The following is a 26790-nucleotide window of genomic DNA, read 5'->3' on the forward strand; positions in this document are numbered from 1 at the left end:
CGACCACATAGCGGTATTGGCGGCCTTGCGCCCATGTCCCGACTTCCAGCGTCAGGAAATAACGTCTTGACGCTTCACAGCTAGTCGGACGGTGGCGGAGGCCCCTTTGTCGTCCCGCGCGGCGGCAAGGGGGCGGGCTCCGCCACCAGTTTTTCGGCAGGCAGCAGGCGCAGCAGCGTCCTGGCTACCTCGGGATCGCGGCATTTCAGCCATTCGTCCCAGTCTTCACGCGGCAGGATCACCACGCCGCGCTTCTCGTCCCCGGGCTTGTGAAACCGCTGCATCAGCGGATGATGGTCGGCATTGACCGTCGGCATCGTGAACGACACATTCCCGCCGGGCCACGCCCGCCACAGCCCCGCGATGGCAAACGGCTCGCCACCCGGCAGCCCGATCTTCCACCGTACCGCCTTGCCGCTTTCATAGTTCGGCTCGTAGAACGCCGTCGCCGGTATCAGCGCCAGCTGGCAGGATTTCCAGAAGCGTGCAAACGACGACAGCTTGCCGATGGTCTCCACGCGCGCATTGGCCGTGGGGTAGTAGCGCGTGCCGGGCGGGATGGTTGCCTTTGGCACCATGCTGAACGACGCCAGCACGCTTTCCCACGCCTCTTCACCGGTCTTTTGCCGCACGATGGGCGCGGCATAGTCGGGCCAGGTCTCTTCGGGATACAGGCCCGGCGGAGGCTCGACACCGAAGATCTCGCGCAGGATGCGTTTCTGGACTGGGGCGTAGTTGACGCACATGGGCGCCTCCCGGGGCGTGGTTTTGCCGCCTATGGTCTGCGCGCGGGCACCGGCCGTCAATGCATCTCCGTGGCAGCCGACGCCTTGATGGCAGCGATGGATGCATCACCTGGCATCCGCTTTTGCGATGTTCAGCAGCACTTGACGCGAACGGCGAGTGACTTCAATGCCGCTGCATGCGATCCGGCCCGCCGCAACCCGCGCCGTTTCTGACTCTGCAGCCGATTGGCAGGGCCTTGCGCGCACCTGCCGGCGCGCACCGCCGGGCGGGCAACAGACGTTTGAAACGGCATTGCGGGCCATGGCCCGAAGCACGGCGACTTTGGCGGGGGCGCTTCCTATAATGCCTGTGTGGCGCGGCACCACGTGGGCAAAACGACCGCACCGCGCCACGCGTGCTTGCAGGCAGGGGCGCGCTTCCCACCCATCTCCACGTCAAATGGGGAGACACACATCATGCTGAGTAGCGAAGCGGTGCTGACGCAGGCGCGAGCCGCGTTGGCGCATGTGCCATATCAGGGCCACCAGATCCATCCCACCATTCACCTGCGACTTTCCGACGGGGCCCTGATCCTGGAGGGCGAAGTGGCCGACGTCATGGACAAGACGCGCGCCACGGCCCGGTTGCGCCGTCTGGATGGCGTTTCCACAGTGATCGATCATCTTCGCATCGCCCATGCCGGCCCGATGGTGGGCGATGGCGATGTGCGCGCCGCCGTCTGCGATCGGCTGCTCAATGCGATCGACTTCCGTAACTGCAAGATCTGCGCGAAGGTGAAAGGACAGCTGGAGCCCGTGCGCGAAGCCGTGGGCGAGCGCAGCGGCTGGATCGAGGTGGCCGTCCACGACGGCGCGGTGATGCTGAGCGGCCAGGTGATCAGCCTGTCGCACATGCGGCTGGCTGGCGTGCTGGCGTGGTGGTCGCGCGGCTGTCGCAACGTGATCAACGATATCGTGGTGGCGCCGGCCGAGGCCGACAGCGACGAGGAACTGAGCGAAGCGCTGCAGCTCGTGCTGGAAGCCGACCCCTTCGTGGATGCCGCGCGCATCCGCGTGCGAACCGAAGGCCGGGTGGTGACGCTGGACGGCTACGCGTCCAGCGATGGCGCGCGCAAGCAGGTGGAGCGCGATGCCTGGTACGTGCAAGGTGTGGAGGATGTCATCAACCATATCGCCCTGAGCAGTTGACCGCCCTGAACCGCTGACACCTAGTCGATGGTGCCGGTGTCGACGCGCGCCGCCTGGTCTTCCACACGCCAGTAGCGGCGCCGCGTGCGCAATGCAAAGCGCGAGCGGTATTCCGACATCGACATCTGCATGGTGCGCTGGAACAGGCGCCGGAACGCGGCGGCATCGCTGTAGCCGCAGGCCTCGGCAATCGCCTGCGTGCCGTGCAGCGTCACTTCCAGCAGCATGCGGGCGCGCTCCACGCGCAACCGGTGCAGGTAATCCAATGGCGTGCGCCCCGTCACCTGGCGGAAATGGCGCAGCAGTGTCCGTTCGCTGACCGCGGCGGCCCGCGCCACGGCGGCCAGCCGGTATGGCTCTCCCACATGGGCCTGCAACCAGCCGATGGCGCGATACACCGGGCTGTCGGCGGTCTTGCCGAGCCAGCGCTGCGACACAAGCTCCGGCACCCACAGCTGCCGTTCTGGCTGGTAGAGCAGCAGGCGGGCCACCGCTTGGGCCAGGTCGGGGTCATGCAGGTGGCCCAGTACTCGCAACATGAATTCGGTCTGCAGGGCAGGTGCCACGCAATGGAACACGCGCCCGTGCAGCCCCATGGGTTCGTCCGATGACAGGTCGCACGCCGGAAAGCGTTGCGCGAACCAGCTCTGGAACATCCACGGCGCGCCGCAACGCGCGCCATCAAGCAGCCCCAGCATCAGCGGGAACGCCATGCCGGTGTAGATCGACGCCACCCAGCCGCCGGCATCCGCATGGCGCGCCAGCAGGCGTTGCGTGGCGGTATCGGCGGCTGCCAGTTCGCCCAGGTGGGGCGCGCTGGCAGCCATCAGTCCCGGCACCACGATCAGGGTCCGCGCCTGGCGCGGCGCGCCCCGGCGCGATGTGGAAAGGCCTGGCAGCGGGTTGGGCAGGGCGCGTCCGTTGGCGCCGATGATCTCCCATGTCAGGCCAGCCGGCGCGCCCGGCTGCTGCAATTGCGCCACGCCGGCCGCCGTGCGCAGTACGTCGAGCGCGCCGAACAGCGTGCCGGGCATGGCGTCGGGCAACCAGAGCAGCTTGACGTGAAGGGGTGCGGCAGGCGGCGGCATGGGGCGGCGTGGCGGGATTGGCATCGGGAATGGCGATATTGATCCTCCCGTCCAGATAGCGCAAGCGCTACATTGGAGCTCCCAACGAGAACAGAGAACAGGAGACACGCATGCCGCTTTCCCTTCGCCGCCTTGCCCGTGCCACGGCCGGCGCCACCGCGATTGCCTTGGCCGCCGCAATGGCCTGTGGCGCCGCGCAGGCCGCCGGCCCCGACCAGGCGCTGCTCGGCGCAGCGCGCGCCGCGCAACCCGCCGTGGTGCAGTCGCTCAAGGACATGGTGACGATCGAATCCGGCAGCGCCAATATGCAGGGGCTGTCGCGCATGGCCGACTACACGTCGCAGAGGCTGCAGGCCATGGGTGCCAAGGTGGAGCGGCTGTCGATGACCACCAGCGCCGCGCCGATGGTCAAGGCCACGCTGACCGGCACGGGCAAGCGCCGGATCATGCTGATCGGCCATATGGACACCGTGTATCCGGCCGGCATCCTGGCCTCGCAGCCGATCCGCGAGGATGGCAACCGGCTCTATGGGCCCGGCATTGCCGACGACAAGGGCGGGCTGGCGGTGATCCTGCATTCGCTGGAAATCCTCAAGGCGCAGGGCTGGAAGGACTACGCGCAGATCACGGTGCTGCTCAATCCGGACGAGGAAATCGGCTCGCTGGGCTCGGGCGAGACCATTGCCACGCTGGCCGCCCAGCATGACGTGGTGCTGTCGTGCGAACCCAACGTGGCCAAGGCCGTGGCGAAGTCCGAATCGCTGCTGCTGGCCGCCGCCGGTACCGCCACCGCGACGATGCAGGTCACGGGCCGGTCGTCCCACGCCGGCGCGGCGCCCGAACTGGGCCGCAACGCACTGCTGGAACTGGCCTACCAGATGCAGGAGACACGTGACCTTGCCAAGACCGTGCCGGGCGCGCAGATGAACTGGACGCAGGCGAAGACCACCGGCCCGCTGAACCAGATCCCCGAGTCGGCCAGCGCCGTGGGCGACGTGCGCGTGACCGCCAGCGGCGCCGCGCAGAAGCTGCAGACGGCCCTGCAGCACAAGGTCGACGCGGGCCATCTGATCCCCGATACCAGGACCACCATCGCGATGGAAGAAGGCCGCCCGGCCTATGTGGCCGACACGCGCTCGAAGGAACTGGCGGCGCGGGCCCAGCAGATCTACGCGGAGATGGACGGCCGGTCGCTGATCCTGATCCCGGGCACGGGCGGCGGCACCGACGCGGGTTTTGCCGGGCGTTCGGGCAAGGCGGTGGTGCTGGAGAGCTTCGGCCTGTCGGGCTTCGGCTACCACGCGCGCGACGAGTATGTGGAGCTGGATTCGATCGTGCCGCGCCTGTACCTGATGACGCGGATGCTGCAGGAGATCGGGAAGAACTGAGGCAGGCAGGGGTATTGCAGGAAGGACCCTCTCCCGCGAACGGGAGAGGGGCAGGACATCGGCAGGCGATCAGGCCTTCAGCAGGCCTTCAGCAGCCCAGCAGCCCGTCAGGCCGCCAGCTGCTGCGGCGCCGCGCCGAAGTGCGGATGCCGCGAGAAGATCTCGGCGGCCCAGTTCACGAACACGCGCACCTTGGCCGACAGATGCCGGTTCTGCGGATACATCGCGGAAATCGGCAGTTCGTCGGTCTTCCAGTCGGTCATGACCTCCACGAGCCGGCCGCTGTGGATATACGGCTCGGCCATGGCACGCGAGATGCGTGCAATGCCATGGCCTTCGACCGCGCAACCCAGGTACACGTCGGCATCGTTGGTCGAGATGACCGATGGCACCAGTACTTCGGTGCTCTCGCCGCCACGGTTCAGCGTCCACGGCGTTTCGCGCCCGGTGCGGTTCGACAGGAAGTTGATGGCCTTGTGCTGCGCCAGCTCGGTCAGGTCGTGCGGTGTGCCAAAACGCCGGAGGTAGATCGGCGACGCATAGAACGCCAGCTTCACCTGGCCGATGCGCCGCGCGACCATGGCCTCGTCGAGCGCACCCACGCGCAGCACCACATCCACGCCTTCCTTGAGCAGGTCGATGGGCTTGCCGTTGATGGTCAGTTCCAGCTTCAGTTCGGGGTAGGCATTGAAGAAGTCGTGCAGTTGAGGCATCAATACAAGCTGCGCCAGCCCGCTGGTGGTATCCACGGCCAGTGTGCCGCGCGGCGAGTTGTTGTGGCGCGTCAGCGACTGTTCCGCTTCCTCCACATCCGCCAGGATGCGTACGCAGCGTTCGTAGTAGGCGGCGCCATCGGTGGTCACGCTGATACGACGCGTGGTCCGGTGCAGCAGCTTGACGCCGAGGTGGGTTTCCAGATTTTGTATCAGGCGGGTGAGTGTGGCCTTGGGCAGGTCCAGCGACTCCGCCGCGCGCGCAAAGCTGCCGACATCCACCACCCGAGTGAAGGCCTGCATTGAGACAAGACGATCCATGATGTTGCTTTCGAAAGGAGTAAGACCTGGGCTACGTTCCGAAGGATGTCTGGCGGGATCGGGTCCGCTGCATGTCAAGTGCGCGGCCTGGATTTGCTGCCGGCGGTCCGCCAGTGGCGGCCGGAGCGGGGACGGGTGGAGGGTTGGGGCGCCGGCGTTTGCGCTGTTTCCCCAAGTGCGCAGATGCCGAAGGACCGGAGTGAATCACATTTCAGGTATCCATTTCAAGCCGTGTGGGTTCACATTGATGATTATTCCAACGCAGAAACAGTGCATTGGCAATAGCTCGCTTTATCCCATCGTTGTCAATCACCATAATTCGCTGCATCGCAATACAGTATCGACGGCCTTTGCCAGCCGTGCCAACCATGACCAAGACCACGACTCCCCGTAGTTCCGCCGAGCAACCGGCCGCAGAACAGGGCGAGGCCATTGTGATCCAGCACGTGGTGGCCAGCGGCGAGCGCGAAATGAAGGTCTGCGTGTGTTACCCCGCAGGTTATTGGCCCGTGAGCGCCGGTGCGCCATTGTTGCCATGGATGCTCTACCTGCATGCCGGTGGTTTTGTCGACGGCGGGGTGGAAGCCGCGAAGGAACTGGTGCGGGACCTGGCGGAGTCGGTCCCGGCCGTGGTGGTGACGCCCGATTATTCGCTGGCGCCCCAGAATCCCTTCCCGGCAGCGCCCGAGGATGCCGTCAACACGGTGTCGTGGGTGCTCAAGCAGGCCCGCAAGCTCAAGGTCGACAAGCTGCGCTTTGCGCTGGTGGGCGAGGAAGCCGGTGGCAACCTGGCGATTGCCACGGCGCAGATGCTGCGTGACCGCGGCCTGCCGCAGCCGGCTGGGCAGTGGCTGATCCGGCCCGTGACCGATCCGTGCCTGCAGCACGCGTCGTCCGCCGGGCAGGTGCCGATGGAAATGCTGCGCAAGCTCGCGTGCAACTATCGCGATTACCTGCCGACCCCGGCCGCCAGCGTGCACCCGTATGCGGCGCCGGCGCTGGCATCGCGGCTGGCAGGACTGCCGCCGACGCTGGTGCAGGTGGCGGAAAAAGACGCCCTGCGCGCGGAAGGCGAGGCCTTCGCCGCGAAATTGTCCAAGGCCGGCATTCCGGCCAGGGCCCTGATCATGCCCGGCGCCTGTGGCGACGGGGTGGAACAGTCCCATGAGATGTGTCAGGCATGGGTCAAAGAAGGTGCGCGGTTCCTGCGCGAAAGTTTCGCCAAGGCCGACGACGCCTCGTAATCCGGTCCGAACGCCGGCCGGCACCGCGAATGCTGTAACGGTGCCGGATTCTCCCGCCAGCGCCCTTTGAGGCTGGCACCCCTGTAGTGGCTTGCTTCTGTCCGATCCGGGACGGAGGACCCCTTGTTGTTCCCGTTTTTCCGGCCCCCTGGGCTGGCGGGCAGCGTTCGGCCTGAATTTTTGCTTTTCCAGTTGAAGAAACCCGACGAAAACACGGAGTGAAGAAAGATGAATCACAAGTCTCGACGCACGCTGATCGCCTTTGCCATCGTGGCAATCCTTGGGGCGGGCGTGGCAACCTCGGTACTGCGACCCTGGCACGGCGGGGAAGCGCAGGCCAATACGCCGCCCCCGGCGCCGGCAGTGGAAGTCTCTGCGGCGGTGGGCCAGACCATCACCGAATGGGATGAATTTTCGGGCCGTATCGAGGCCGTGGACCGCGTGGAAATCCGTCCGCGCGTTTCCGGCACCATCGAAACGGTGCATTTCCGCGAGGGCTCGATCGTGAAGAAGGGCGATCCGCTGTTCACGATCGATCCGCGCCCGTACGCCGCCGAAGTGGCACGCGCCGAAGCGGCGCTGGCCGCGGCGCAGGTACGAGCCTCGCACGCACAGACCGAAAAGGCCCGTGCGCAGCGCCTGCTGGACGACAACGCCATCTCGCGGCGTGAGTTCGATGAGCGCATCAACGCCGCCAGCGAGATGTCGGCGGACGTGCGCGGCGCGCAGGCGGCGTTGGAAGTGGCAAAGCTGAACCTGAGCTACACGCGTATCGTTGCACCGGTCTCGGGCAAGGTGTCGCGTGCGGAAATCACCGTGGGGAACCTGGTGGCCGCGGGCGCCGCTTCGCCACCGCTGACTTCGGTGGTGTCGGTCTCGCCGGTGTACGCCAGCTTCGATGTCGACGAGCAGAGCTACCTGCGCTACACGGCGCCGGGTGCCAGCGGCGGCAAGAACGACCTGCCGGTGTTCCTGGGCCTGGCCAACGAGGACGGCAACCCGCACAAGGGCAAGATCCACTCGATCGACAACCGGCTGGATACGCGCAGCGGCACCATCCGCGTGCGTGCCGTGTTCGATAACGAGGATGGCCGCCTGCTGCCGGGCCTTTACGCCAAGGTCAAGCTTGGTGGCGGTTCGCCGCACCCCGCCGTGCTGGTCAACGACCGCGCCATCGGTACCGACCAGGGCAAGAAGTTCGTGCTGGTGGTCGACAAGGCCAACAAGCTCGTGTATCGCGAAGTCGAGCTTGGACCGACGTACGAAGGGCTGCGCGTGATCCGCAAGGGGCTGCAACCGGGCGAGAGCATCGTCGTGAATGGCCTGATGCGGGTGCGCCCCGGCGACACCGTGGCACCGAAGCCCGTAGCCATGGCCTATCGCAGCGAGCTTGAGCCGCGCGGCAACACCCCCGACCGCAAGCAGGCCGCGGAAGAGGGCAAGGCCGACAAGGCCAAGGTGAGCTGAGCGCCCCCGCCCCAAGCACACCGAACTGAAATTTCCCCCTGGCGTTGTAGATGGCGTCCGCTCCACGAGCGGACGGCCAGGGGGAACTGTTTTCGCCGAGACCAAGATGAATCTCTCGAAATTCTTTATCGATCGCCCGATTTTCGCGGGCGTGCTGTCGGTGCTGATCTTCCTGATCGGCGCCATCTCGATGTTCAAGTTACCGATCTCGGAGTACCCGGAAGTGGTACCGCCGTCGGTGGTGGTGCGCGCGCAGTTCCCGGGCGCCAACCCGAAGGTGATTGCCGAGACCGTGGCCACGCCGCTGGAAGAACAGATCAACGGCGTCGAGGACATGCTCTACATGAACTCGCAGGCCAACAGCGACGGCAACCTGACGCTGACGGTGACCTTCAAGCTCGGCACCGACCCGGACAAGGCCCAGCAGCTGGTGCAGAACCGTGTCTCGCAGGCCGAGCCGCGGCTGCCGGAGGACGTGCGCCGGCTGGGCATCACCACGGTCAAGAGTTCGCCTGACCTGACCATGGTGGTCCACCTGGTGTCGCCGAACAACCGTTACGACATGACGTACCTGCGCAATTACGCGCTGATCAACGTGAAGGACCGCCTGGCGCGGATCCAGGGCGTGGGCCAGGTGCAGATGTTCGGCTCGGGCGACTACTCGATGCGTGTCTGGGTGAACCCGGAGAAGATCGCCGAGCGCGGCCTGGCCGCGTCCGACGTGGTACGGGCCATCCGCGAGCAGAACGTGCAGGTGGCGGCCGGCGTGATCGGCCAGTCGCCCTCGCTGCCGGGCACCGACCTGCAACTGTCGGTGAACGCACAGGGCCGTCTGCAGACCGTGGAGGAGTTTGGCGACATCATCGTCAAGACTTCGCCTGATGGCGTGGTGACGTACCTGAAGGACATCGCGCGCATCGAACTCGGTGCCTCGGAATACGCGCTGCGCTCGCTGCTGGACAACAAGTCCGCCGTGGCGCTGCCGATCTTCCAGTCGCCGGGCTCCAATGCGATCCAGATCTCGAACGATGTGCGCAAGACCATGGCCGAGCTGAAGGCCAACATGCCGGAAGGCGTGGACTACAGCATCGTCTATGACCCGACGCAGTTCGTGCGCCATTCGATCGAGGCCGTGGTCCACACGCTGTTCGAGGCCATCGCGCTGGTGGTGCTGGTGGTGATCCTGTTCCTGCAGACGTGGCGCGCTTCGATCATCCCGCTGCTGGCGGTGCCGGTGTCGATCGTCGGTACGTTCGGCCTGATGCATGCGTTCGGCTTCTCGATCAACGCGCTGAGCCTGTTCGGCCTGGTGCTGGCGATCGGTATCGTGGTGGACGATGCGATCGTGGTCGTGGAAAACGTCGAGCGGAACATCGAGGAAGGGTTGTCCCCGAAGGAAGCCACGTACAAGGCCATGCGCGAAGTGTCCGGCCCGATCATCGCCATCGCGCTGACGCTGATCGCCGTGTTCGTGCCGCTGGCGTTCATGACGGGCCTGACCGGTCAGTTCTACAAGCAGTTCGCACTGACGATCTCGATCTCGACGATCATCTCGGCGTTCAACTCGCTGACGCTGTCGCCGGCCCTGTCCGCGCTGCTGCTCAAGGGCCACGACGCGCCCAAGGACTGGCTGACGCGCGGAATGGACCGTGTCTTCGGCGGCTTCTTCGCCCGCTTCAACCGCTTCTTCGGCCGCAGCTCGGACAGCTATGGCCGTGGCGTGAAGGGTGTGATCCGCCGCAAGGGCTCGGTGTTCGGCGTCTACGCCGTGATGCTGGTGGCGACGTGGGGCGTGTTCCAGATGGTGCCGAAGGGCTTTGTGCCGGCGCAGGACAAGCAGTACCTGGTGAGCTTTGCCAAGCTGCCTGATGGCGCCACGCTGGACCGTACCGAGGACGTGATCCGCCGCATGTCCGATATCGCGCTCAAGCATCCGGGCGTGGAATCGGCCGTGGCCTTCCCGGGCCTGTCGATCAATGGCTTCACCAACAGCCCGAGCGCCGGCATCGTGTTCGTCACGCTGGATCCGTTCGACAAGCGCAAGAGCAAGGAGCTGTCGGGCAATGCGATTGCCGCCGACCTGAACAAGCAGTACGGGTCGATCCAGGACGCGTTCATCGCCGTGTTCCCGCCGCCGCCGGTACAGGGCCTGGGGACGATCGGCGGGTTCAAGATGATGATCGAGGACCGTGCCGCGCTGGGTTACGACGAACTGTTCAGCGCCACCAATGCGTTCATGACCAAGGCCCGCGCCACGCCCGAGCTGGCTGGCATCTTCAGCAACTACCAGGTGAACGTGCCGCAGCTGGACGTGCAGCTTGACCGCACCAAGGCCAAGCAGCTGGGCGTGCCCGTGACCGACGTGTTCGAGACGCTGCAGACCTATCTTGGCTCGTCGTACGTGAACGACTTCAACAAGTTCGGTCGTACGTACCAGGTCAAGGTGCAGGCCGATGCGCAGTTCCGCCAGCATGCCGAGGACATCCTGCAGCTGAAGGCGCGCAGCAGCTCTGGCGAAATGGTGCCGCTGTCGTCGCTGGTGAGGGTCAAGCAGAGCTTCGGCCCGGATAGCGTGACGCGCTACAACGGCTTCACCGCCGCCGACATGAACGGTGGTCCGGCCCCGGGCTTCTCGTCGGGCCAGGCCCAGGCTGCTGCCGAGCGCATTGCTGCCGAAACGCTGCCCAAGGGCATCGGCTTCGAATGGACCGAGCTGACCTACCAGGACATCCTGGCTGGCAACGCGGGTGTGTGGATTTTCCCGCTGTGCGTGCTGCTGGTGTTCCTGGTGCTGGCTGCCCAGTACGAAAGCCTGACGCTGCCGCTGGCGGTGATCCTGATCGTGCCGATGAGCCTGCTGGCCGCCATGACCGGTGTCTGGCTGACGCGTGGCGACAACAACATCTTCACGCAGATCGGTTTCATCGTGCTGGTGGGGCTGTCCGCGAAGAACGCGATCCTGATCGTGGAGTTCGCCCGCGAACTGGAGCACCAGGGCCGTACCGTGGTGCAGGCCGCGATCGAGGCCAGCCGCCTGCGTCTGCGCCCGATCCTGATGACGTCGTTCGCGTTCATCATGGGTGTGGTCCCGCTGGTGATCTCGACCGGCGCCGGCGCGGAAATGCGCCATGCCATGGGCGTGGCCGTGTTCGCGGGGATGCTGGGCGTGACGTTCTTCGGCCTGTTCCTGACGCCGGTGTTCTACGTGGCACTGCGTCTGCTGGCGACGCGCAAGCAGCGTCGTGAAGCGGTTGCGACGGATGTGTCGGCTTCGCACGCCGTGCCGTCCGCAGAGTGATGGTGAAAGACATGAACAACATCGTGATGAAGCAGTACCTGCCCCGACTTGGCGCCCTGGCTGCCGCGCTGGTGCTGGCGGGCTGCTCGCTGGCACCGACCCACAAGGTGCCCGAGACGCCCACCGCCGCCACGTTCAAGGAAGCCGATGCCGCGGCCACGGAGGGCGCGCAATGGAAGACCGCAGCGCCGGCCGAAGGCCAGCAGCGCGGCGACTGGTGGAAGGTGTTCGGCGATGCCGAGCTTGACCGCCTGATCGACGCCGCCAACGCGCACAACCAGGACCTGGCCGCAGCGGCGGCCCGCCTGAAGCAGGCGCGGGCATTCACTGGCGCCACCGAGGCGGACATGTATCCGCAGCTGAGCGCGGGCTTCGATCCCACGCGCACGCAGTCGTCGGCCGCATCGCAGGGCCTGCCCGACGGCACGCGCGTGGCGCCGCAGACCGTGTACAAGGCACGCCTGTTTGCGAACTACGAGCTGGACCTGTTCGGCCGCGTGGCGAGCAGCGTGAATGCGGCCCGTGCCGAAGAGAAGGGCGCCGAGGACCTGTACCGCTCGGTGCAGCTTGCGCTGCAGGCCGATACGGCACAGGCCTACTTTGCACTGCGTACGCTGGACAGCGACCGCGAGCTGCTGAACGCGACGATCAAGTTGCGCGAGGATTCGCTGTCGCTGTTGCGCAAGCGCTACGAAGCGGGCGAGACCACCGATCTGGACCCGGCCCGTGCCGAATCGGAACTGGGCACGGCGCGCGCCGACCTGGCGGGCATCGAACGCCGCCGCGCAAACCAGGAGCACGCGCTGGCGGTGCTGACTGGCGTGGCGCCGTCGCAGTTCGGGCTGGCCGCGCGGCCGTTCGATACGGCGCCGGTGGCGGTGCCGGCGGGGCTGCCGTCGGAACTGCTGGAGCGCCGGCCCGATATCGCGGCGGCGGAACGCCAGATGGCGGCCGCCAACTCGCGGATCGGTATCGCCCGCGCAGCGTTTTTCCCGCGCATCTCGCTGACGGCGCTGTTTGGCTTCGAATCGTCGGACCTGTCGAACCTGTTCAAGTGGTCGTCGCGCACGTGGATGCTCGGGCCGCTTGTCGGTACCACGGTGGCGCAGACCATTTTCGATGGCGGCCGCAACAGCTCGAACCTGGCCGGCGCCCGCGCCGCCCACGAGGAAAGCGTGGCGCGTTACCAGCAGACCGTGCTGGTGGCCTTCCGCGAGGTGGAGGACAGCCTGGCCGATGTGCGCTGGCTCAGCCAGCAGGCCACGGCACTCGATGGCGCGCTGGCTGGCGCCAGGCGGGCCCAGCGCATCTCGCGTAGCCGCTACGACGCCGGCGCGGTGGACTACCTGACCGTGATCGACGCGGACCGCACCGTGCTGCAGTCGCAGCGCGATGCCAACGCAGTGGCCGGCCTGCGCGCGGCGGCGACGGTGTCGCTGGTGCGCAGCCTGGGCGGCGGCTGGGGTCCGTTGCCGGAAGCGGTGGCGCAGAACTGATCGCCGTCGATATGGGCACCCCGCTCCCATGAAATGGGAGCGGGAGTAAACACAATCGGTCACAAACATGGCTGGCGCGATGTATCCAGGTCACTACACTGGATAGATCGCGCCAGTTTTGTTTTGGGGAGGGCCGATATGCGCATCCTTAGCCGGATGGTCGGGGCGGCCATCATGCTCGGCACGTTGCTGCCTCTGGCCTGCGCCGCGCAGTCCGTGACCGGTTCCATCGCCGTGGGCGGCTCCGCCCGGGTGAAAGGGCCGGCCACGGTGAACGGCACCCTGAGCGTGGACGGCCATGTCTACGCCAACGGGCCGCTGACCGCGGCATGGTTCGCGTCACCGGGCGGCGGCTATCCGCCCCCGCCGGAACGAGGCCTGCTCAAGGTCTTCCATGGACCGCTGACCGTGCAGGGATCGATGGTCGTGCACGGCGATCTCTACGTCGATGGTCCGCTCACGGTCAACGGGCCGCTTGAGGCGGGCGGCGGCATCGATGCCAACGGGCCGATGGTGGAGCGCCACGCACGCTGATGTTGCACAATGGCGACTTCGCCGACTTCAACGATTTCGCCATGGCGCATGTCAGCCAAGCAGTGGGTCTCAAGAGCATTGCCCTGTTCGAAGCTGCCAAGGGCGCGCTGGTGATCCTGGCCGGGCTGGGCCTGGTGGCGTTGCTGCACGCCGACGCCCAGGCCCTGGCCGAAGCCATTGTCGGCCGCTTCCACCTGAATCCGGCCAGCCACTATCCGAAGGTGTTCCTGGCCCTGCTGTCCAACCCCAGCGACGGCCGCCTGTGGGCCATCGGCGGGTCGGCCGCCGTGTACGCGCTGATGCGCTTTGCGGAGGCCTATGGCCTGTGGCACGGGCGTGCCTGGGGCAACTGGCTTGGCGTCTGGTCGGGCGGGATCTACATTCCGGTGGAACTGTACGAGGCTGTGCGGCATCCGACCTGGATCCATGTCGGGCTGGCGGCGGCCAACGCGCTGGTGGTGGTCTATCTGGTGCAAAGCCTGGCGCGCCACACGGTCAAGTAAGCCGGGCGGCGCAAATCTGCTAAGGTAGAACGCGATGCCGCGCGCCTGCCGTGCGGCCGCCCCTGCCACGCGTGGCTGTCAGACAGCCACCGATATCAACCGCCCTAGAGACCCATCATGATTCACGAAATTGCACGGATCACGATCAAGCCCGGCATGGAAGCCCAGTTCGAAGCCAACGTGGCCAAGGCCAAGCCGCTGTTCCTGCGGTCGAAGGGCTGCCACGGCCTGAACCTGCAGCGCTCGATCGAACAGCCGTCGCAGTACGCCCTGGTGGTGGCCTGGGAGACCGTGGAAGACCATATGGTCTACTTCCGTGAATCGGACGAATTCCAGGAATGGCGCAAGCTGGTGAGCGACTGCTTTGCCGCGCCGCCGGCCGTGCATCACGTCAACACCGTGCTTTGACCCGTCACTGAAGGAGCCTGCCGCATGTCCTCCCCTCAGCAGCGCCCCCGGCATTTCTCGATGCTGCGCGACCTGCAGCTGGCGGATTTCTTCACGCTGGCGAACGCGGCGTGCGGCATGGGCTCGGTGTTCTACGCGATGTATTTCGTTGCCGACCCGTCGCTCAGGCATTTCTATATCGCGGCGGCGCTGGCGCCGGCCGCGTTCATCTTCGATGTGCTGGATGGACGCATCGCCCGCTGGCGCCACGCCCATTCGGCGCTGGGCCGAGAACTCGATTCGCTGTCGGACATCATCTCGTTCGGCGTCGGCCCCGCCACGTTGGCCTTTGCGGCCGGCATGCGCGGCGGCTGGGACCTGGCCGCACTGATCTACTTTGTCTGCTGCGGCGTCAGCCGCCTGGCACGCTTCAATGTCACGGCCGAAACCCTGGCCGAGGGATCGGCCCAGGGCAAGGTGAAGTACTTCGAGGGCACGCCCATTCCCACCAGCGTGGTGCTCACCGGCATCCTGGCCTGGTGCGCCTCGCACGGCCTGATCGGCGATGCCCTGCCGGCCGGCGCGCTTGAGCTTGGCCCCGGCACGTTCCACCCGATGTCGCTGCTGTTCGTGCTGAGCGGCTCGCTGATGATCAGCAAGACGCTGCGGATTCCGAAGTTCTGAACGCGTCTTTCCGCGTCGAAATCTTTTAGATCGGCTGCAAAGACTTTGAATCGACGCCATGAGGCGGCTGCGCTATGTTCGGCGCGTACCCGAACCCGCGAGGAGCCGTTGCCATGTCGAATTCCGTTGCCGCCAGGCTGGCTGGCCTGACGCTGCTTGCCGCCGGGCTTGCCGGCTGTGCGTCCCAGGTACCGTCTTCCTACAAGATGACCACGCCGATCCCGCCGGAGATCACCACGCCGGCATCGGTCGATACCCGCATTGGCAGGCTAGCGTTCTTCGATGGGGTGCCCACGGCGGCGACGGCCCAGAAGGTCTTTGACAATATCGATTTCGCACGCGGCGTGGAGGCGTTCCTGAACGGCGTGCCCGGCGCCTCGATGGTGGCGATCCGCACGGGCTTGCGCAGTGCGGGCGCGGTTGACAGCACCGTGGGCGTGTACGAGCAGCTGATGGACTCGAAGTCGATCTACCTGACGCCAAACAGCGAGACCATCTACTTCTGGAACTGGATGGACCTCAAGGATGGCCCGGTGGTGGTGGAGACGCCGCCCAACATCCTTGGCGTGGTCGACGATTTCTGGTTCCGCTACGTCACGGACATGGGCAACGCCGGGCCGGACAAGGGCAAGGGCGGCAAATACCTGTTCGTGCCACCTGGCTACACGGGCCAGCTGCCGTCCAGCGGCTACTTCATCGTCAAGAGTCCCACCTACGGCAACCTGCTGTTCGGCCGCGCATTCATGCAGCATGGCGATCCGCGTCCCGGCGTGGCAAGCCTGAAGGCCGGGCTCAGGGTCTACCGGCTGGCGGACGCGGCGCGGCCGCCGGAGACGAAGTTCCTTAACCTGTCCGGCAAGGTCATGAATACCGTCCATGCCAACAACTTCAAATTCTACGAAGAGGTCAACCAGATCATCCAGGAGGAGCCGGCCGGCGCGTACGGGCCCGATATGACCGGCATCTTCGCGGCCATCGGCATGCAGAAGGGCAAGCCGTTCGCGCCCGATGCACGGATGAAGCAGATCCTGACCGAAAGCGTGGCGGTGGGCAACGCAACGGCCCGCGCCATCGACTTCCGCAATCGCGACCCGCGTACGCTGATCTTCCCGGACCGGCGCTGGACCACGCCGTTCATCGGCGGCAGCTACGAATGGCTTGACAACGGCGCGCGTAATTTCGATGCACGCACGCTGTTCTTCTACGCCGCCACGATCGACACCCCGGCCATGGCCGTGGCAATGCCGGGCATCGGCTCGCAGTACGCGGCGGCGAACCTCGACGCCGCCGGCAACCCGCTGGATGGCGGCAAGGCCTACCGGCTGCATGTGCCGCCCAACGTGCCAGTCAAGGATTTCTGGTCGGTGGTGGTGTATGACACCCAGACGCGCTCGATGCTGCAGACTGACCAGCAGTTCCCGAGCCTGTCGAGCGAGAAATCGCTGGTGAAGAATGCCGATGGCTCGGCCGACCTCTACTTCGGCCCGCAACCGCCGGCCGGCAGGCAGGCCAACTGGATCCAGACGATTCCGGGCAAGAGCTGGTTCACGATCTTCCGGCTCTACGGCCCGCTGCAGGCTTGGTTCGACAAGCAGTGGAAGCTTGAAGACATCGTCGAGGCATCGTGAGCCCGGGGCGGACCTGAGGGGATATTCCATGACGGGGGCAGGGTCAGCAAGGTTTGCGGGCGGCGACTACAATCGCCCGGGACGTTGCCCGCTCCCGCCCTGGGAGCCCCAGGACTCCAAGGAATCTCCCCATGTCTCATCTCTTCGATCCGTACCAGATCGGCAATCTCGCACTCTCCAATCGCATCGCCATTGCGCCCATGTGCCAGTACTCGGCCGAAGAGGGCTCGGCCACTGACTGGCACATGATCCACCTGGGCGGCCTGGCGCTGTCCGGCGCGGGCCTGATGATTGTCGAGGCCACGGCGGTGTCGCCGGAAGGCCGCATCTCGCCGGCCGACCTTGGCCTCTACAGCGATGCCAACGAAGCCGCACTGGGCCGCGTGCTCGATGCGGTGCGCCGGTATTCGCCGATTGCCGTGGCGGTGCAACTGGGCCATGCGGGCCGCAAGGCGTCGAGCCAGGCCCCGTGGGAAGGTGGCGCGCAGATCCGTCCGGATGCGCCGTCCGGCTGGCAGACCGTGGCGCCATCGGCCGTACCGCATGCGGCCGACGAGGTGGCGCCCACGGCGCTCGATCGTGCCGGCATGCAGAAGATCCGCGATGATTTCGTGGCAGCGGCCCGGCGTGCGGCGCGCATCGGCGTCGACGGCATCGAGGTGCACGGCGCGCACGGCTACCTGCTGCACCAGTTCCTGTCGCCCATTGCCAACCATCGCACCGACGAGTACGGCGGCAGCCTCGAGAACCGCATGCGGTTTCCGCTGGAGGTGTTCGATGCCGTGCGCGAGGCCTTTCCGGCCGAGCGTCCGGTCTGGATGCGTGTATCGGCCACCGACTGGGTGCCGAACGGCTGGGATATCGAGGGCACGATTGCGTTGTCGCAGGCGCTGAAGGCGCGCGGCTGCGCGGCCGTGCACGTGAGCACCGGCGGTGTGTCTCCGCAGCAGGCCATCAAGCTGGGCCCGGGCTACCAGGTGCCGTATGCCCAGCGCGTGAAGGCCGAAGTGGGCCTGCCGACGCTGGCAGTGGGCCTGATTACCGAGCCGGAGCAGGCCGAGGCGATCATCGCCAATAACGAAGCCGACATGATCTCGATCGCGCGCGCCATGCTGTATGACCCGCGCTGGCCGTGGCATGCGGCCGCCAAGCTTGGGGCGCAGGTCGACGCGCCCAGGCAGTACTGGCGCTCGCAGCCGCGCGGGCTGGAGCAGCTGTTCCGCAACGTGCATTTCGGTCAGCGCTAGACGCTGCGCGGAGACGAACATGTTCACTCCCTGTCCCTCCGAGAGAAGCCGCGATATCGCGGATCGCGTCGAACGCTTCGTGCGCGACGTGGTGGTGCCGTACGAGCAGGACCCGCGCTGCGAAGCCCACGGCCCGACCGCCGAACTGGTGGAAGAACTACGTGCCAGGGCACGAAGCGCAGGTGTGATGACGCCACATATTCTGGCGGATGGCTCGCATCTGAGTCAGCTGGAAACGGCTGCGGTGCTGAAGCGATCCGGGTTGTCGCCGCTCGGCCCGGTTGCCGTCAACACCATGGCGCCCGACGAGGGCAACATGTTCCTGCTCGGCAAGGTGGCCACGCCCGCGCAGAAGGCACGGTTTCTGGACCCCCTGGTGCGTGGCGAGGCCCGTTCGGCATTTTTCATGACGGAGCCGGCCGAGGAGGGCGGTGCGGGCTCCGACCCGTCGATGCTGCAGACCCGGGCCGTGCTTGACGGCGACGCATGGGTCATCAACGGGCGCAAGAAGTTCATCACGGGCGCGGAGGGCGCCCGCGTGGGCATCGTGATGGCGCGTAGCGACGATGGTGGCGAACGCGCGCAGGCCACCATGTTCCTGGTCGATCTGCCGCACCCGGCAATCCGTACGGAGCGCGTGCTGGATACCATCGACAGCTCGATGCCGGGCGGCCACGCCCAGGTGCTGATCGACAATCTGCGGGTGCCGGCGGACCAGGTGCTTGGCGAAGTCAACGACGGCTTTCGCTACGCGCAGGTACGGCTGTCGCCGGCACGGCTTTCGCATTGCATGCGCTGGTTCGGGACGGTGGCGCGCGCCGACGAGATTGCGCGCGGCTATGCCACGACGCGCAAGGCGTTTGGCAAGCTGCTGATCGACCATGAGGGCGTCGGGTTCATGCTGGCCGAAAACCTGATCGACCTGCAACAGGCAGCGCTGATGATCGACTGGTGCGCGGGCGTGCTGGATGCCGGGTCGCTGGCGACCACCGAAAGCTCGATGGCAAAGGTGGCCGTGTCCGAGGCGCTGTTTCGCGTGGCGGACCGATGCGTGCAGATACTGGGCGGCAACGGCGTATCGCGCGATACCATCGTGGAGCAGGCGTTCCGCGAATTGCGGGCCTTCCGCATCTACGACGGCCCGACCGAAGTGCACAAGTGGTCGCTGGCAAAGAAGATCAAGCGCGACATGCTGGCAACGCCGGGCAGCCATGGCTGAGGGATGACGTGCGGCACGGCCGCGCCCGGCCGTGTGGCATAGTGTGCCGTCATTTCACAATCACGCAGGCCTGAATCACGATGAGCGAAGCAAGTTTCGACCCCCATGTTCCCGCACGCCGGCTGACCGCCGCATCCCGCGCCGGCGAGGCGTTGATCGAGCTGGCGGAGGCCGAGCGCCCCGCCACGCTGGCGCAGGGTTACGCCGTCCAGGCGGCTTTTGTCGCGACACTTGGCGAAAGCGCAGTGGGCTGGAAGCTTGCCGGGGCCTCGCCGCGAGGGCTGCGCGGCGAACTGCCCAATCCGCCTGCGATCGGCACGCTGACGCCGGCCCGCGTATTTCAATCGAACGCCGTGGTGACGCTGCCGCCGGGCCGGCAGGCAACGCTCGAGGTGGAAGCGTCGTTCACGTTTGCGCGCGCGGCGTCCCCGGCCAACGAGACGTTCGACGCGGCAACGATGATCGCGGGCGCGGCCGTGGCCGTGGAGGTCGTGTGCAGCCGGTTCGTGGATCGCAAGGCGGTGGGCCAGCCGAGCTTTATCGCCGACAACGTGGGCTTTCATGCGCTGATTCGTGGCGACCGGATCGACCACGCAGCCGATCCGCTGTTCGAAGCCGATGCGGGCATCTGGCGCGATGGCGAGCGTATCGCCGGTTCGCTGGGTGGTGACGACCGGACCAAGCCGTTCCTGTCGCTGGGCCATCTGTGGGACAGGCTCGCTGCAGAGGGGGCGACGATTCCCGCAGGCGCGGTGGTTACCACCGGCACGCTATCTGTGCCCGTGGATGTGCCGGCGGGAGGCGATTTCGTGGCCCGCGTGGGCAATGCCGCCGTGGCGTTCTCGCTCGCCTGACCGGACGGCGGCTGGCGGCTGGCGGCTGGGGCAGCGTGTCCCTTTTGCGAGTGTCGGAGCAGGAATCGCGACAGCCAACGGGTTCGGCATCGGGCAGACTACCCTGTCCAGAAGACCAATAAAGAACCTGGGGGAGACGCCCAATGAACACCGAGCTTTCGCCAACGCCGCCGGTTGAAAAAGCCGCCGAGGCTCCGCAGGCCGCACGGCCTGCCACGGACAACCACCCGCTGCGGGTGGTCTTGCTGCTCAATGTCGGCCACGCGCTGGACCACCTGTTTCTGCTGATCTTCGCCACGGCGGTGGGCACCATCGCATCGGAGTTCGGGTTCGCCCGCTGGGAAGACCTGATGCCCTATGGCGTGGGCGCATTTTTCCTGTTCGGGCTTGGCTCGGTGCCTTCGGGCCGCCTGGGCGACATGTGGGGCCGCCGCCAGATGATGCTGGTGTTCTTCTTCGGGCTTGGTGTCGCGGCACTGCTGACGGCGCTGTCGCATGGCCCCTGGCAACTGGCGGGCGGGCTGGCCCTGATCGGCCTGTTTGCATCGATCTATCACCCGGTGGGGATTCCGATGCTGGTCCAGCGCGCGAGCCGGCCGGGTTCGGCCATCGGGCTCAATGGCCTGGCGGGCAATCTTGGCGTGGCCGGTGCCGCGCTGCTGACGGGATTCCTTGTCCAGGCATGGGGCTGGCGCGCGGCATTCGCCGTGCCCGGCGTCATCTCCATCGTCTGCGGCATTGCCTTTGCGTTGCTCTGCGCGCCCCAGGGCCCGGCGCCGGGGCGCAGCCGCAAGCCGCCGCAGGTGGTCTTGCCGCCCCGGCTGCTGGCCCGGGCGCTGGTCGTGATGACGGCGGCCGCTGTCACCGGGAGCCTGCTGTTCAACTTCACCACCAATGGCAACACCCAGTTCCTGACCGAGCGGTTCAATGGGCTGGTCGACGACCCGGTCATGATCGGCCTGCTGCTGGCCGTGATCTATACGCTGGCGTCGTTCACGCAGGTGATTGTCGGAAAGCTGATCGACACGGTGCCGCTCAAGCGCCTGTACCTGTGCCTGGTGCTGGCGCAGATCCCCTGGCTGGTGCTTGCCGCGCATGCGCAGGGATGGTGGCTGTTCGTGGCGCTGCTGGGCGCCATGGTGTGCATCTTCGGCAGCATCCCGTTCACCGACGCGATGATCGTGCGATACGTCGACGACAGCGTAAGATCGCGCGTCGCCGGCATGCGGCTGGCCGTTTCCTTCGGCATCAGCTCGCTGGCGGTCTGGCTGCTGGGGCCGGTGGTCAAGGCGTCGAGCTTCGCCTCGCTGTTCCTGGCGATGTCCTGCATTGCCGCGTGTACCGCGCTGGTGGTGCTGCTGCTGCCGTCCGATGCCGCCGCGGCGGGGCAGGCAGAGGCCCGCAACTGACCCGGGCCTCGCGCTGCGCCGGCACGCCGGCCGGTGACACCGATCCGCCTCGCCGATCCGCCTTCAAGGCAGCAGGTGCGTATCGTTCGGTGCCTGCGGCGGCAGCTTGATGGCCAGCGACCTGAACTCGCCGGTCGAGGCGACCGAGCCCGCGTGCGCGGCGCCCTTCGGGATGATGATCAGGTCGCCGGGCCCCACCTGGTGCTGTTCGTTGCCCAGCCAGAACGTCCCGGTGCCTGCAATCACATACTGGATCTCGTCGGCGCTGGTGTGATAGTGCTTGGGCACATTGCCCGACTGCACGGCAATCGTGCCGCTCGGTGTGTTCACCAGCCCCCTGGTGCGCAGCGTGCCCATGTTGGGCACCTGCGGGCCGATATCGTCGTTGCTCATCGCGGCCAGGTTCTTGATGATCAGCGGCGCCAGCGCGGCCGGCGGGGTCTGCGCATGGGCCAGCGGCAGGTCCACATGGGCCGCCAGGAAGCCGGCAGCGAACGTGGCGATGAAAGCGGCCGGGACGGCGGCACGAACGGCAAGTCGATGCATTGTTATCTCCCTTTTTGTTGTACTGGCGGTCATGGCACTGCGGCAACACACCATGCCAGCCATGCCGCGCTGCATTGTCTCATCGGCATCGGCATCTGGCGCCAGCATGCGGGCATCGGGACTTTCCTCCTTGACTTCCTCAGCCGCGCAAGGCGGTACCGGTATCGCCCGGAATCCCGCGCTGCAGCATCATTCAAACGCCAATAACGAAGGGATTACCATGATTGCCGTGCCCCATTGATGGCGCGACCATCGGCGCAAATAGATTGCAGTGGGCAGTACCCCGGGCGCCCCGAAAGCACGCCCGTCGTCACAGAAGTAGTCGAAGAACGCACTCTGGGAGACACCAACCATGCAAGTCTATGACGGGCTCGTCTTTGCCTGCGCCATGATCCTTGTCTGCATGTACGCCTATCTGGGCGTGCAGTCGCAGAGCCTCGCGCTGAAATACGTATCGCCGGCCATTGTGGGCGTCCTGACGCTTGTCTATGCGCTGCTGCCGATGCGCATGATTGGCTGACGCGCGACGCAGACAAAAACCCCGCCAGGCCATGGCGGGGTGTGCAGACCTGCGCCAGCCGCCGCAGCGGCCAGCCTGTTGGCCGCTGACGCCTAGCGCAGCGACAGCCAGATCGCCTTCGGCTCCGTGAAGTTCTCGATGGCGGCGTCGCCATGCTCGCGGCCCAGGCCGGAGTCGCCCGCGCCGCCCCACGGCAGGCGCACGTCGGTATAGCCATAGGTGTTGATCCAGACCGTGCCGGCGCGCAGTTCGCCGGCCACCTTGTGCACGCGCTGGATGTCCGCGCTCCACACGCCGGCGGCCAGGCTGAACGCCGTGCCATTGGCAATGCGCACCGCATCTTCCTCGTCGTCGAACGGGATCACGCTGGCTACCGGGCCGAAGATCTCCTCCTGCGAGATCCGCATCTCGTGCGCCACGTTGGCAAACACGGTGGGCTCGACGAAGAAGCCGCGCTCGCCCACGCGCACGCCGCCCGTGACGGCGCTGGCGCCTTCCTGTCTGCCGATGTCGACATAGTCCAGCACGGTCTTCATCTGTGCGGCGGAGACCACGGGGCCCATGGTGGTGTCGGGCGCGGCCGGGTCGCCCACGCGGATGGCTTTGGCGCGCGCGGACAGCCGTTCCACCACCTCGTCATACACCTGCCGCTGCGCCAGGATGCGCGAGCCGGCCGAGCACACCTGGCCGGCATTGAAGAAGATGCCCGAGGCTGCCGCGCGCGTGGCGGCGTCCAGGTTGGCATCGGCAAAGATCACGTTGGCTGACTTGCCCCCCAGTTCCAGCGTCACGCGCTTGAAGTTGGCCGCCGCGCCCTGCATGATGCCGCGCCCCACGCCGGGCGATCCGGTAAAGGTCACCTTGTCGATGCCCGGGTGCGCCACCATGGCGTTGCCCACCACGCTGCCCTTGCCAGTCACCACGTTGAACACGCCCGGCGGCACACCGGCTTCGAGCGCCAGTTCGGCCACGCGCAGCGCGGTCAGCGGGGTGATCTCGGCGGGCTTCACGATCAGCGTGCAGCCGCAGGCCAGGGCCGGGGCGATCTTCCACATGCCGATCATCAGCGGGAAATTCCACGGCACGATGGCTGCCACCACGCCCACGGGCTCGCGCACCGTATAGGTCAGCGCGTCCGGACGGGCCGGGATCACGCTGCCGTGGATCTTGTCGCACCAGCCCGCGTAGTAGCGCACGGTGTCGATCACGGCCGGCATGTCCTGGCGCCGCACAGAGGCCAGCGGCTTGCCGGCGTCCTGGCTTTCCAGCGTCACCAGTTCTTCGGCGTGGGCTTCGAGCAGATCGGCAAACCGGTACAGGATGCGTGCCCGATCCGCCGCGCGCATGCCGGCCCAGCCCTTCAGCGCCGTGCGTGCGGCCTTGACCGCGCTATCCACGTCGGCGGCGCTGCCTTGTGCCACCAGCGCAATGGGCGCTTCGGTGGCGGGATTGATATCGGTGGAGTATTCGCCGGTGCCAGGCGGCAGGCGCTTGCCGTCGATCAGCAGGTCGTGCTTGGGCAGATCGGAACGCAATGCGGTCATGGAAGGCTCCTCGCTTGGTTCATGGTGCTGGAATGACGTGCGCAGCGGCCGGAGAATCAGGCCCGCTTTTTTTGGAGTGTGGGCGGGCCTCAGACCTAAGTCCAATTAATAGGAATGATTCATTCATACGATTAATGCATGAATGAGGGCTTTGCTTATCGTGTGACCGCTTTCCATTCAGGCAGGCCACCCGGATGGACGCGTAGCAGGCGCGTCAGGGACAGGCGCTCAGCCCGCCTCGCGTAGCAGGGCGCCGATGGCGGCATGAAGCTCGCCAGGCACCACGGGCTTGTGCAGCAGTGCGGTACCCCCGGCGTGGACATTGCGCAGGCGGTCGGCGGCGGTATCGCCGGTAATGACGATGGCCGGCAGGGTGCGGCCGGTGCGTTCGCGGATGGCGGCAATCGCCTCCAGCCCGGTGCGGTGGCCGCGCAGGCGGTAGTCGGCCAGCACCAGGTCCGGCGTAAAGCCGGAAAGCAGCGCCAGCGCCTCTTCCTCGGTTTCGGCGGTCTGGTTCGGGCAGTTCCAGACCGTCAGCAGGCCGGACATGGCCTCGCGGATGGCGGGGTCGTCGTCGATCACCAGCACGCGCAGCCCATCCAGGCGCGCGGCGGCGCCAGGCAGCACCGATTCCTCGGGCGCCGTCCATGCCAGCGGCAGGCGCAGGCGGAACACCGAACCCCGGTTTGGCACCGACGCCAGCGTCACCGACGTCTGCATCGTTCGCGCCAGGCCGTCCACGATGGCGAGCCCCAGGCCCAGCCCCTTGCGCTGGTCGCGTTCCGGGTTGCCCAGTTGATGGAACTCGCGAAAGATCGCCCGGTGCTGGGTCACCGGGATGCCGATGCCGGTATCCCAGACTTCCACCGACACATGGAAGCGGCGCTTGCGGCAGGCCACCAGCACGCCGCCACTACGCGTGTAGCGGATGGCGTTGGCGATCAGGTTGCGCAGGATAAGTTCGGCCAGCGTGGGGTCGCCAAAGGCCGTGGCCGTGGTGTCGCGCGTGCGGTAGACCAGCCCGCGCGCATTGGCCTGCGGGGCAAACTCGTTTTCGAGCTTGTGCAGCAGCGGCTGCAGCCGGAAGGGACGCGGCCGCGACGTGACCACGCCGGCGTCGAGCTTGGAGAAATCGAGCAGCGTGTTCAGCATTTCGCGCGCCGCGCCCGACGAAGCCTCGATATGGTCCAGCAACTGGCGCTGCCGTGCGTCCAGCGGCGTGCGGCCCAGCGATACCAGGAACAGCCCCAGCGCATGCAGCGGCTGGCGCAGGTCGTGGCTGGCCGATGCCAGGAACACCGACTTGGCCCGGTTGGCTTCCTCGGCCTCGCGCTGGGCGTGGCCGGCCCGTGCGGTCTGGTCGCGCAGCTGGGAGATCAGTTCCACGTTCTCGAAACGCAGCGTCAGCGAATGCCGCGCCATGCGCGAATAGTTGCGCGCGAACACGATCAGTACGAACAGGTAGAGCGGGGTGCCCAGGAACATCGGCAGGTAGGCGATATCGTGCGTGACGATAAAGACCGCCCAGACCGGCACGATGGCCGGGATGAAGAAGCCCACCGCCACGGGCAGGCAGGCCGAGAACACGGCCAGCGCCGCCGCGCTCATGCCGGCAATCAGTGACAGCACGCAGATCACCACGGCCGGTGAGCGGATATCGAGATAGAGCCAGCCGGCCAGCCCCCACAGGCAGCCGATCAGGACCAGCATGGCGGTCATGCCCCGCGCGTACAGGCCCGAGCGGGCTTCGGTCAGCCGGTCGGGCACGGCCAGCCGGCCAAAGTGGGCCATGGCACAGAGCACCGCCATGGCCGCCGCCCACGGCAGCGCGCCGGGATGGCCCTCGGTCAGCGACAGGCCCGTGCCCAGGATGATGGCGGCCAGCGCGCAGCCCAGCATGGCCATGCCGAAGCTCTGGTCGATCAGCTCCATCTGCGCGGACAGCAGGCGCGGCTCGTCGTAGTGCGGAAGGAAGGGCAACGCCATGGTCGCGCGGCGGCGGGTTGGGTGGAGAGGCGCTCAGCGATGCGTCTGCACCAGCCCGCGGCGCTGCGCTTCGAGGATGGCTTCCACGCGGCTGACCACGCCCAGATGGTCGAGGATGGCCGCCACGTGCACGCGCACGGTGTTTTCGGACAGCCCCAGGTGGTAGGCGATGACCTTGTTCGAACGCCCCAGGCTCAGTTGCGTCAGCACCTCCAGCTGGCGCGGCGTGAGCTGGCTGGGCTCGTAGGCCGGGGCAACGCCCGGGGCGCTGCCGTGCGCGCCGGGGCCGTACCCGTTGCCGTCCGCCGGGAAATGCGTGCCGCCCGACAGGCAGCTGGCGATGGCGCGCTCGATATCGACCGCATCGGCCGACTTCGGCAGGAACCCGGCAATTTCGCGCCGGGAATCGGCGGGAATGGCGTCGATATGCGATGTGCCCGAGACAATCACGATACGCGCGGCGGCAAAGTGCCGGCGCAGGACCTTGATGCCTTCGATGCCGTTCAGGCCCGGCATCTGGATGTCCAGCAGCAGGATGTCCACAGGCTGGCTGGCGTGGGCCTGCACGGCCTCCATGACCGATCCCGCCTCGATGATCGACGCCACGCTGGGGCTGTCTGCCAGCAGCAGCTTCAGCCCGGTGCGGAACAGGGTGTGGTCATCGATCAGCAGGAGTCGGGCACGCGACATGGGAACACGCACAAAGTGCAGGGAGCGACATTGGGATCGATTGGACTGGATTCGACGCAGGTTGTCCATCGCCAGCATTGGGGGCGTGCC

Annotated in this window: 23 protein-coding genes; 16 read left to right on the top strand and 7 right to left on the bottom strand. The window is 66.7% G+C overall.

Going from position 1 to position 26790, the window contains the following annotated elements; translation table 11 throughout:
* Positions 1-80 precede the first annotated feature (80 nt).
* Complete coding sequence (locus A9J21_RS00365) at positions 81-746, bottom strand: SOS response-associated peptidase (RefSeq protein ID WP_066730793.1); 666 nt, start codon at positions 744-746, stop codon at positions 81-83.
* Between the two features lie 456 nt (positions 747-1202).
* Between A9J21_RS00365 and A9J21_RS00370 the strand changes: the two genes are divergently transcribed.
* Positions 1203-1934, top strand: a complete 732-nt coding sequence (locus tag A9J21_RS00370) for a BON domain-containing protein (protein ID WP_066730795.1) — start codon at positions 1203-1205, stop codon at positions 1932-1934.
* Between the two features lie 20 nt (positions 1935-1954).
* On the opposite strand, the gene A9J21_RS00375 is transcribed toward A9J21_RS00370, so the two are convergent.
* The gene (locus tag A9J21_RS00375; RefSeq protein ID WP_231906765.1) at positions 1955-3046 is read right to left on the bottom strand and encodes a GlxA family transcriptional regulator; all 1092 of its coding nucleotides are present in this window, start codon (positions 3044-3046) and stop codon (positions 1955-1957) included.
* A gap of 86 nt (positions 3047-3132) precedes the next feature.
* Between A9J21_RS00375 and A9J21_RS00380 the strand changes: the two genes are divergently transcribed.
* On the top strand, positions 3133-4410 hold the full coding sequence (locus A9J21_RS00380) for a M20/M25/M40 family metallo-hydrolase (RefSeq protein WP_066730800.1): 1278 nt from the start codon (positions 3133-3135) through the stop codon (positions 4408-4410).
* A gap of 107 nt (positions 4411-4517) precedes the next feature.
* Here the strand turns inward: A9J21_RS00380 and A9J21_RS00385 are convergent, their stop codons facing one another.
* Positions 4518-5444, bottom strand: a complete 927-nt coding sequence (locus A9J21_RS00385) for a LysR family transcriptional regulator (protein WP_066730801.1) — start codon at positions 5442-5444, stop codon at positions 4518-4520.
* Between the two features lie 368 nt (positions 5445-5812).
* On the opposite strand from A9J21_RS00385, the gene A9J21_RS00390 reads away from it, so the two are divergent.
* The 13 genes from A9J21_RS00390 to A9J21_RS00450 all read left to right on the top strand — a co-directional run bounded on the left by A9J21_RS00390 (position 5813) and on the right by A9J21_RS00450 (position 21414).
* Positions 5813-6688, top strand: a complete 876-nt coding sequence (locus A9J21_RS00390; RefSeq protein ID WP_066730803.1) for an alpha/beta hydrolase — start codon at positions 5813-5815, stop codon at positions 6686-6688.
* A 228-nt stretch (positions 6689-6916) separates the two neighbouring features.
* Positions 6917-8155: an efflux RND transporter periplasmic adaptor subunit gene (locus A9J21_RS00395; protein WP_066730805.1), complete on the top strand. Its 1239-nt coding sequence runs from the start codon at positions 6917-6919 to the stop codon at positions 8153-8155.
* Positions 8156-8261: 106 nt separating this feature from the next.
* Positions 8262-11453 carry an efflux RND transporter permease subunit gene (locus tag A9J21_RS00400; protein ID WP_066730807.1) on the top strand — a complete coding sequence of 1064 codons (3192 nt, stop codon included), beginning with the start codon at positions 8262-8264 and terminating at the stop codon, positions 11451-11453.
* A gap of 11 nt (positions 11454-11464) precedes the next feature.
* Positions 11465-12949 carry an efflux transporter outer membrane subunit gene (locus A9J21_RS00405; protein WP_066730871.1) on the top strand — a complete coding sequence of 495 codons (1485 nt, stop codon included), beginning with the start codon at positions 11465-11467 and terminating at the stop codon, positions 12947-12949.
* A gap of 138 nt (positions 12950-13087) precedes the next feature.
* Entirely contained in the window at positions 13088-13483 is a 396-nt protein-coding gene (locus A9J21_RS00410) for a hypothetical protein (RefSeq protein ID WP_066730809.1), read from the top strand.
* A gap of 41 nt (positions 13484-13524) precedes the next feature.
* Entirely contained in the window at positions 13525-13986 is a 462-nt protein-coding gene (locus tag A9J21_RS00415; protein WP_066730873.1) for a DUF2127 domain-containing protein, read from the top strand.
* A gap of 117 nt (positions 13987-14103) precedes the next feature.
* Positions 14104-14394: an antibiotic biosynthesis monooxygenase gene (locus tag A9J21_RS00420; protein WP_066730811.1), complete on the top strand. Its 291-nt coding sequence runs from the start codon at positions 14104-14106 to the stop codon at positions 14392-14394.
* Between the two features lie 24 nt (positions 14395-14418).
* On the top strand, positions 14419-15057 hold the full coding sequence (locus A9J21_RS00425; protein WP_066730813.1) for a phosphatidylcholine/phosphatidylserine synthase: 639 nt from the start codon (positions 14419-14421) through the stop codon (positions 15055-15057).
* Between the two features lie 113 nt (positions 15058-15170).
* Positions 15171-16685: a DUF1254 domain-containing protein gene (locus A9J21_RS00430; protein WP_066730874.1), complete on the top strand. Its 1515-nt coding sequence runs from the start codon at positions 15171-15173 to the stop codon at positions 16683-16685.
* 131 nt (positions 16686-16816) lie between these two features.
* The gene (locus A9J21_RS00435) at positions 16817-17932 is read left to right on the top strand and encodes an NADH:flavin oxidoreductase/NADH oxidase (protein ID WP_066730815.1); all 1116 of its coding nucleotides are present in this window, start codon (positions 16817-16819) and stop codon (positions 17930-17932) included.
* 19 nt (positions 17933-17951) lie between these two features.
* Positions 17952-19151 (top strand): acyl-CoA dehydrogenase family protein, encoded by a 1200-nt coding sequence (locus A9J21_RS00440; protein WP_066730817.1) that lies wholly within the window; start codon positions 17952-17954, stop codon positions 19149-19151.
* 80 nt (positions 19152-19231) lie between these two features.
* A complete protein-coding gene (locus tag A9J21_RS00445; protein WP_066730818.1) occupies positions 19232-20005 on the top strand; it encodes a hypothetical protein in 774 nt (257 codons plus the stop codon).
* Positions 20006-20148: 143 nt separating this feature from the next.
* Positions 20149-21414, top strand: coding sequence for an MFS transporter (locus A9J21_RS00450; RefSeq protein ID WP_082926154.1), 1266 nt, complete (start codon positions 20149-20151; stop codon positions 21412-21414).
* A gap of 63 nt (positions 21415-21477) precedes the next feature.
* On the opposite strand, the gene A9J21_RS00455 is transcribed toward A9J21_RS00450, so the two are convergent.
* Entirely contained in the window at positions 21478-21960 is a 483-nt protein-coding gene (locus A9J21_RS00455; protein WP_066730820.1) for a cupin domain-containing protein, read from the bottom strand.
* Positions 21961-22312: 352 nt separating this feature from the next.
* Here A9J21_RS00455 and A9J21_RS31865 point away from each other — a divergent pair, with 352 nt between their 5' ends.
* Positions 22313-22480, top strand: coding sequence for a hypothetical protein (locus A9J21_RS31865; protein WP_175459902.1), 168 nt, complete (start codon positions 22313-22315; stop codon positions 22478-22480).
* A gap of 92 nt (positions 22481-22572) precedes the next feature.
* Here the strand turns inward: A9J21_RS31865 and A9J21_RS00460 are convergent, their stop codons facing one another.
* The 3 genes from A9J21_RS00460 to A9J21_RS00470 all read right to left on the bottom strand — a co-directional run bounded on the left by A9J21_RS00460 (position 22573) and on the right by A9J21_RS00470 (position 26700).
* Positions 22573-24024 carry an aldehyde dehydrogenase family protein gene (locus tag A9J21_RS00460; RefSeq protein WP_066730822.1) on the bottom strand — a complete coding sequence of 484 codons (1452 nt, stop codon included), beginning with the start codon at positions 24022-24024 and terminating at the stop codon, positions 22573-22575.
* 228 nt (positions 24025-24252) lie between these two features.
* Positions 24253-26010 carry a hybrid sensor histidine kinase/response regulator gene (locus tag A9J21_RS00465; protein ID WP_066730824.1) on the bottom strand — a complete coding sequence of 586 codons (1758 nt, stop codon included), beginning with the start codon at positions 26008-26010 and terminating at the stop codon, positions 24253-24255.
* A 33-nt stretch (positions 26011-26043) separates the two neighbouring features.
* Positions 26044-26700 carry a response regulator transcription factor gene (locus A9J21_RS00470; protein ID WP_066730826.1) on the bottom strand — a complete coding sequence of 219 codons (657 nt, stop codon included), beginning with the start codon at positions 26698-26700 and terminating at the stop codon, positions 26044-26046.
* Positions 26701-26790 lie beyond the last annotated feature (90 nt).

The sequence above is a fragment of the Cupriavidus sp. D384 genome, from assembly GCF_001652915.1.
Classification (GTDB): domain Bacteria; phylum Pseudomonadota; class Gammaproteobacteria; order Burkholderiales; family Burkholderiaceae; genus Cupriavidus.

What these genes read in the sequence shown, in the direction of transcription:
- A9J21_RS00365 (WP_066730793.1), bottom strand. Translation starts at nt 746, where the DNA reads ATGTGCGTCAACTACGCCCCAGTCCAGAAACGCATCCTGCGCGAGATC.
- A9J21_RS00370 (WP_066730795.1), top strand. Translation starts at nt 1,203, where the DNA reads ATGCTGAGTAGCGAAGCGGTGCTGACGCAGGCGCGAGCCGCGTTGGCG.
- A9J21_RS00375 (WP_231906765.1), bottom strand. Translation starts at nt 3,046, where the DNA reads ATGCCAATCCCGCCACGCCGCCCCATGCCGCCGCCTGCCGCACCCCTT.
- A9J21_RS00380 (WP_066730800.1), top strand. Translation starts at nt 3,133, where the DNA reads ATGCCGCTTTCCCTTCGCCGCCTTGCCCGTGCCACGGCCGGCGCCACC.
- A9J21_RS00385 (WP_066730801.1), bottom strand. Translation starts at nt 5,444, where the DNA reads ATGGATCGTCTTGTCTCAATGCAGGCCTTCACTCGGGTGGTGGATGTC.
- A9J21_RS00390 (WP_066730803.1), top strand. Translation starts at nt 5,813, where the DNA reads ATGACCAAGACCACGACTCCCCGTAGTTCCGCCGAGCAACCGGCCGCA.
- A9J21_RS00395 (WP_066730805.1), top strand. Translation starts at nt 6,917, where the DNA reads ATGAATCACAAGTCTCGACGCACGCTGATCGCCTTTGCCATCGTGGCA.
- A9J21_RS00400 (WP_066730807.1), top strand. Translation starts at nt 8,262, where the DNA reads ATGAATCTCTCGAAATTCTTTATCGATCGCCCGATTTTCGCGGGCGTG.
- A9J21_RS00405 (WP_066730871.1), top strand. Translation starts at nt 11,465, where the DNA reads ATGAACAACATCGTGATGAAGCAGTACCTGCCCCGACTTGGCGCCCTG.
- A9J21_RS00410 (WP_066730809.1), top strand. Translation starts at nt 13,088, where the DNA reads ATGCGCATCCTTAGCCGGATGGTCGGGGCGGCCATCATGCTCGGCACG.
- A9J21_RS00415 (WP_066730873.1), top strand. Translation starts at nt 13,525, where the DNA reads ATGGCGCATGTCAGCCAAGCAGTGGGTCTCAAGAGCATTGCCCTGTTC.
- A9J21_RS00420 (WP_066730811.1), top strand. Translation starts at nt 14,104, where the DNA reads ATGATTCACGAAATTGCACGGATCACGATCAAGCCCGGCATGGAAGCC.
- A9J21_RS00425 (WP_066730813.1), top strand. Translation starts at nt 14,419, where the DNA reads ATGTCCTCCCCTCAGCAGCGCCCCCGGCATTTCTCGATGCTGCGCGAC.
- A9J21_RS00430 (WP_066730874.1), top strand. Translation starts at nt 15,171, where the DNA reads ATGTCGAATTCCGTTGCCGCCAGGCTGGCTGGCCTGACGCTGCTTGCC.
- A9J21_RS00435 (WP_066730815.1), top strand. Translation starts at nt 16,817, where the DNA reads ATGTCTCATCTCTTCGATCCGTACCAGATCGGCAATCTCGCACTCTCC.
- A9J21_RS00440 (WP_066730817.1), top strand. Translation starts at nt 17,952, where the DNA reads ATGTTCACTCCCTGTCCCTCCGAGAGAAGCCGCGATATCGCGGATCGC.
- A9J21_RS00445 (WP_066730818.1), top strand. Translation starts at nt 19,232, where the DNA reads ATGAGCGAAGCAAGTTTCGACCCCCATGTTCCCGCACGCCGGCTGACC.
- A9J21_RS00450 (WP_082926154.1), top strand. Translation starts at nt 20,149, where the DNA reads ATGAACACCGAGCTTTCGCCAACGCCGCCGGTTGAAAAAGCCGCCGAG.
- A9J21_RS00455 (WP_066730820.1), bottom strand. Translation starts at nt 21,960, where the DNA reads ATGCATCGACTTGCCGTTCGTGCCGCCGTCCCGGCCGCTTTCATCGCC.
- A9J21_RS31865 (WP_175459902.1), top strand. Translation starts at nt 22,313, where the DNA reads ATGCAAGTCTATGACGGGCTCGTCTTTGCCTGCGCCATGATCCTTGTC.
- A9J21_RS00460 (WP_066730822.1), bottom strand. Translation starts at nt 24,024, where the DNA reads ATGACCGCATTGCGTTCCGATCTGCCCAAGCACGACCTGCTGATCGAC.
- A9J21_RS00465 (WP_066730824.1), bottom strand. Translation starts at nt 26,010, where the DNA reads ATGGCGTTGCCCTTCCTTCCGCACTACGACGAGCCGCGCCTGCTGTCC.
- A9J21_RS00470 (WP_066730826.1), bottom strand. Translation starts at nt 26,700, where the DNA reads ATGTCGCGTGCCCGACTCCTGCTGATCGATGACCACACCCTGTTCCGC.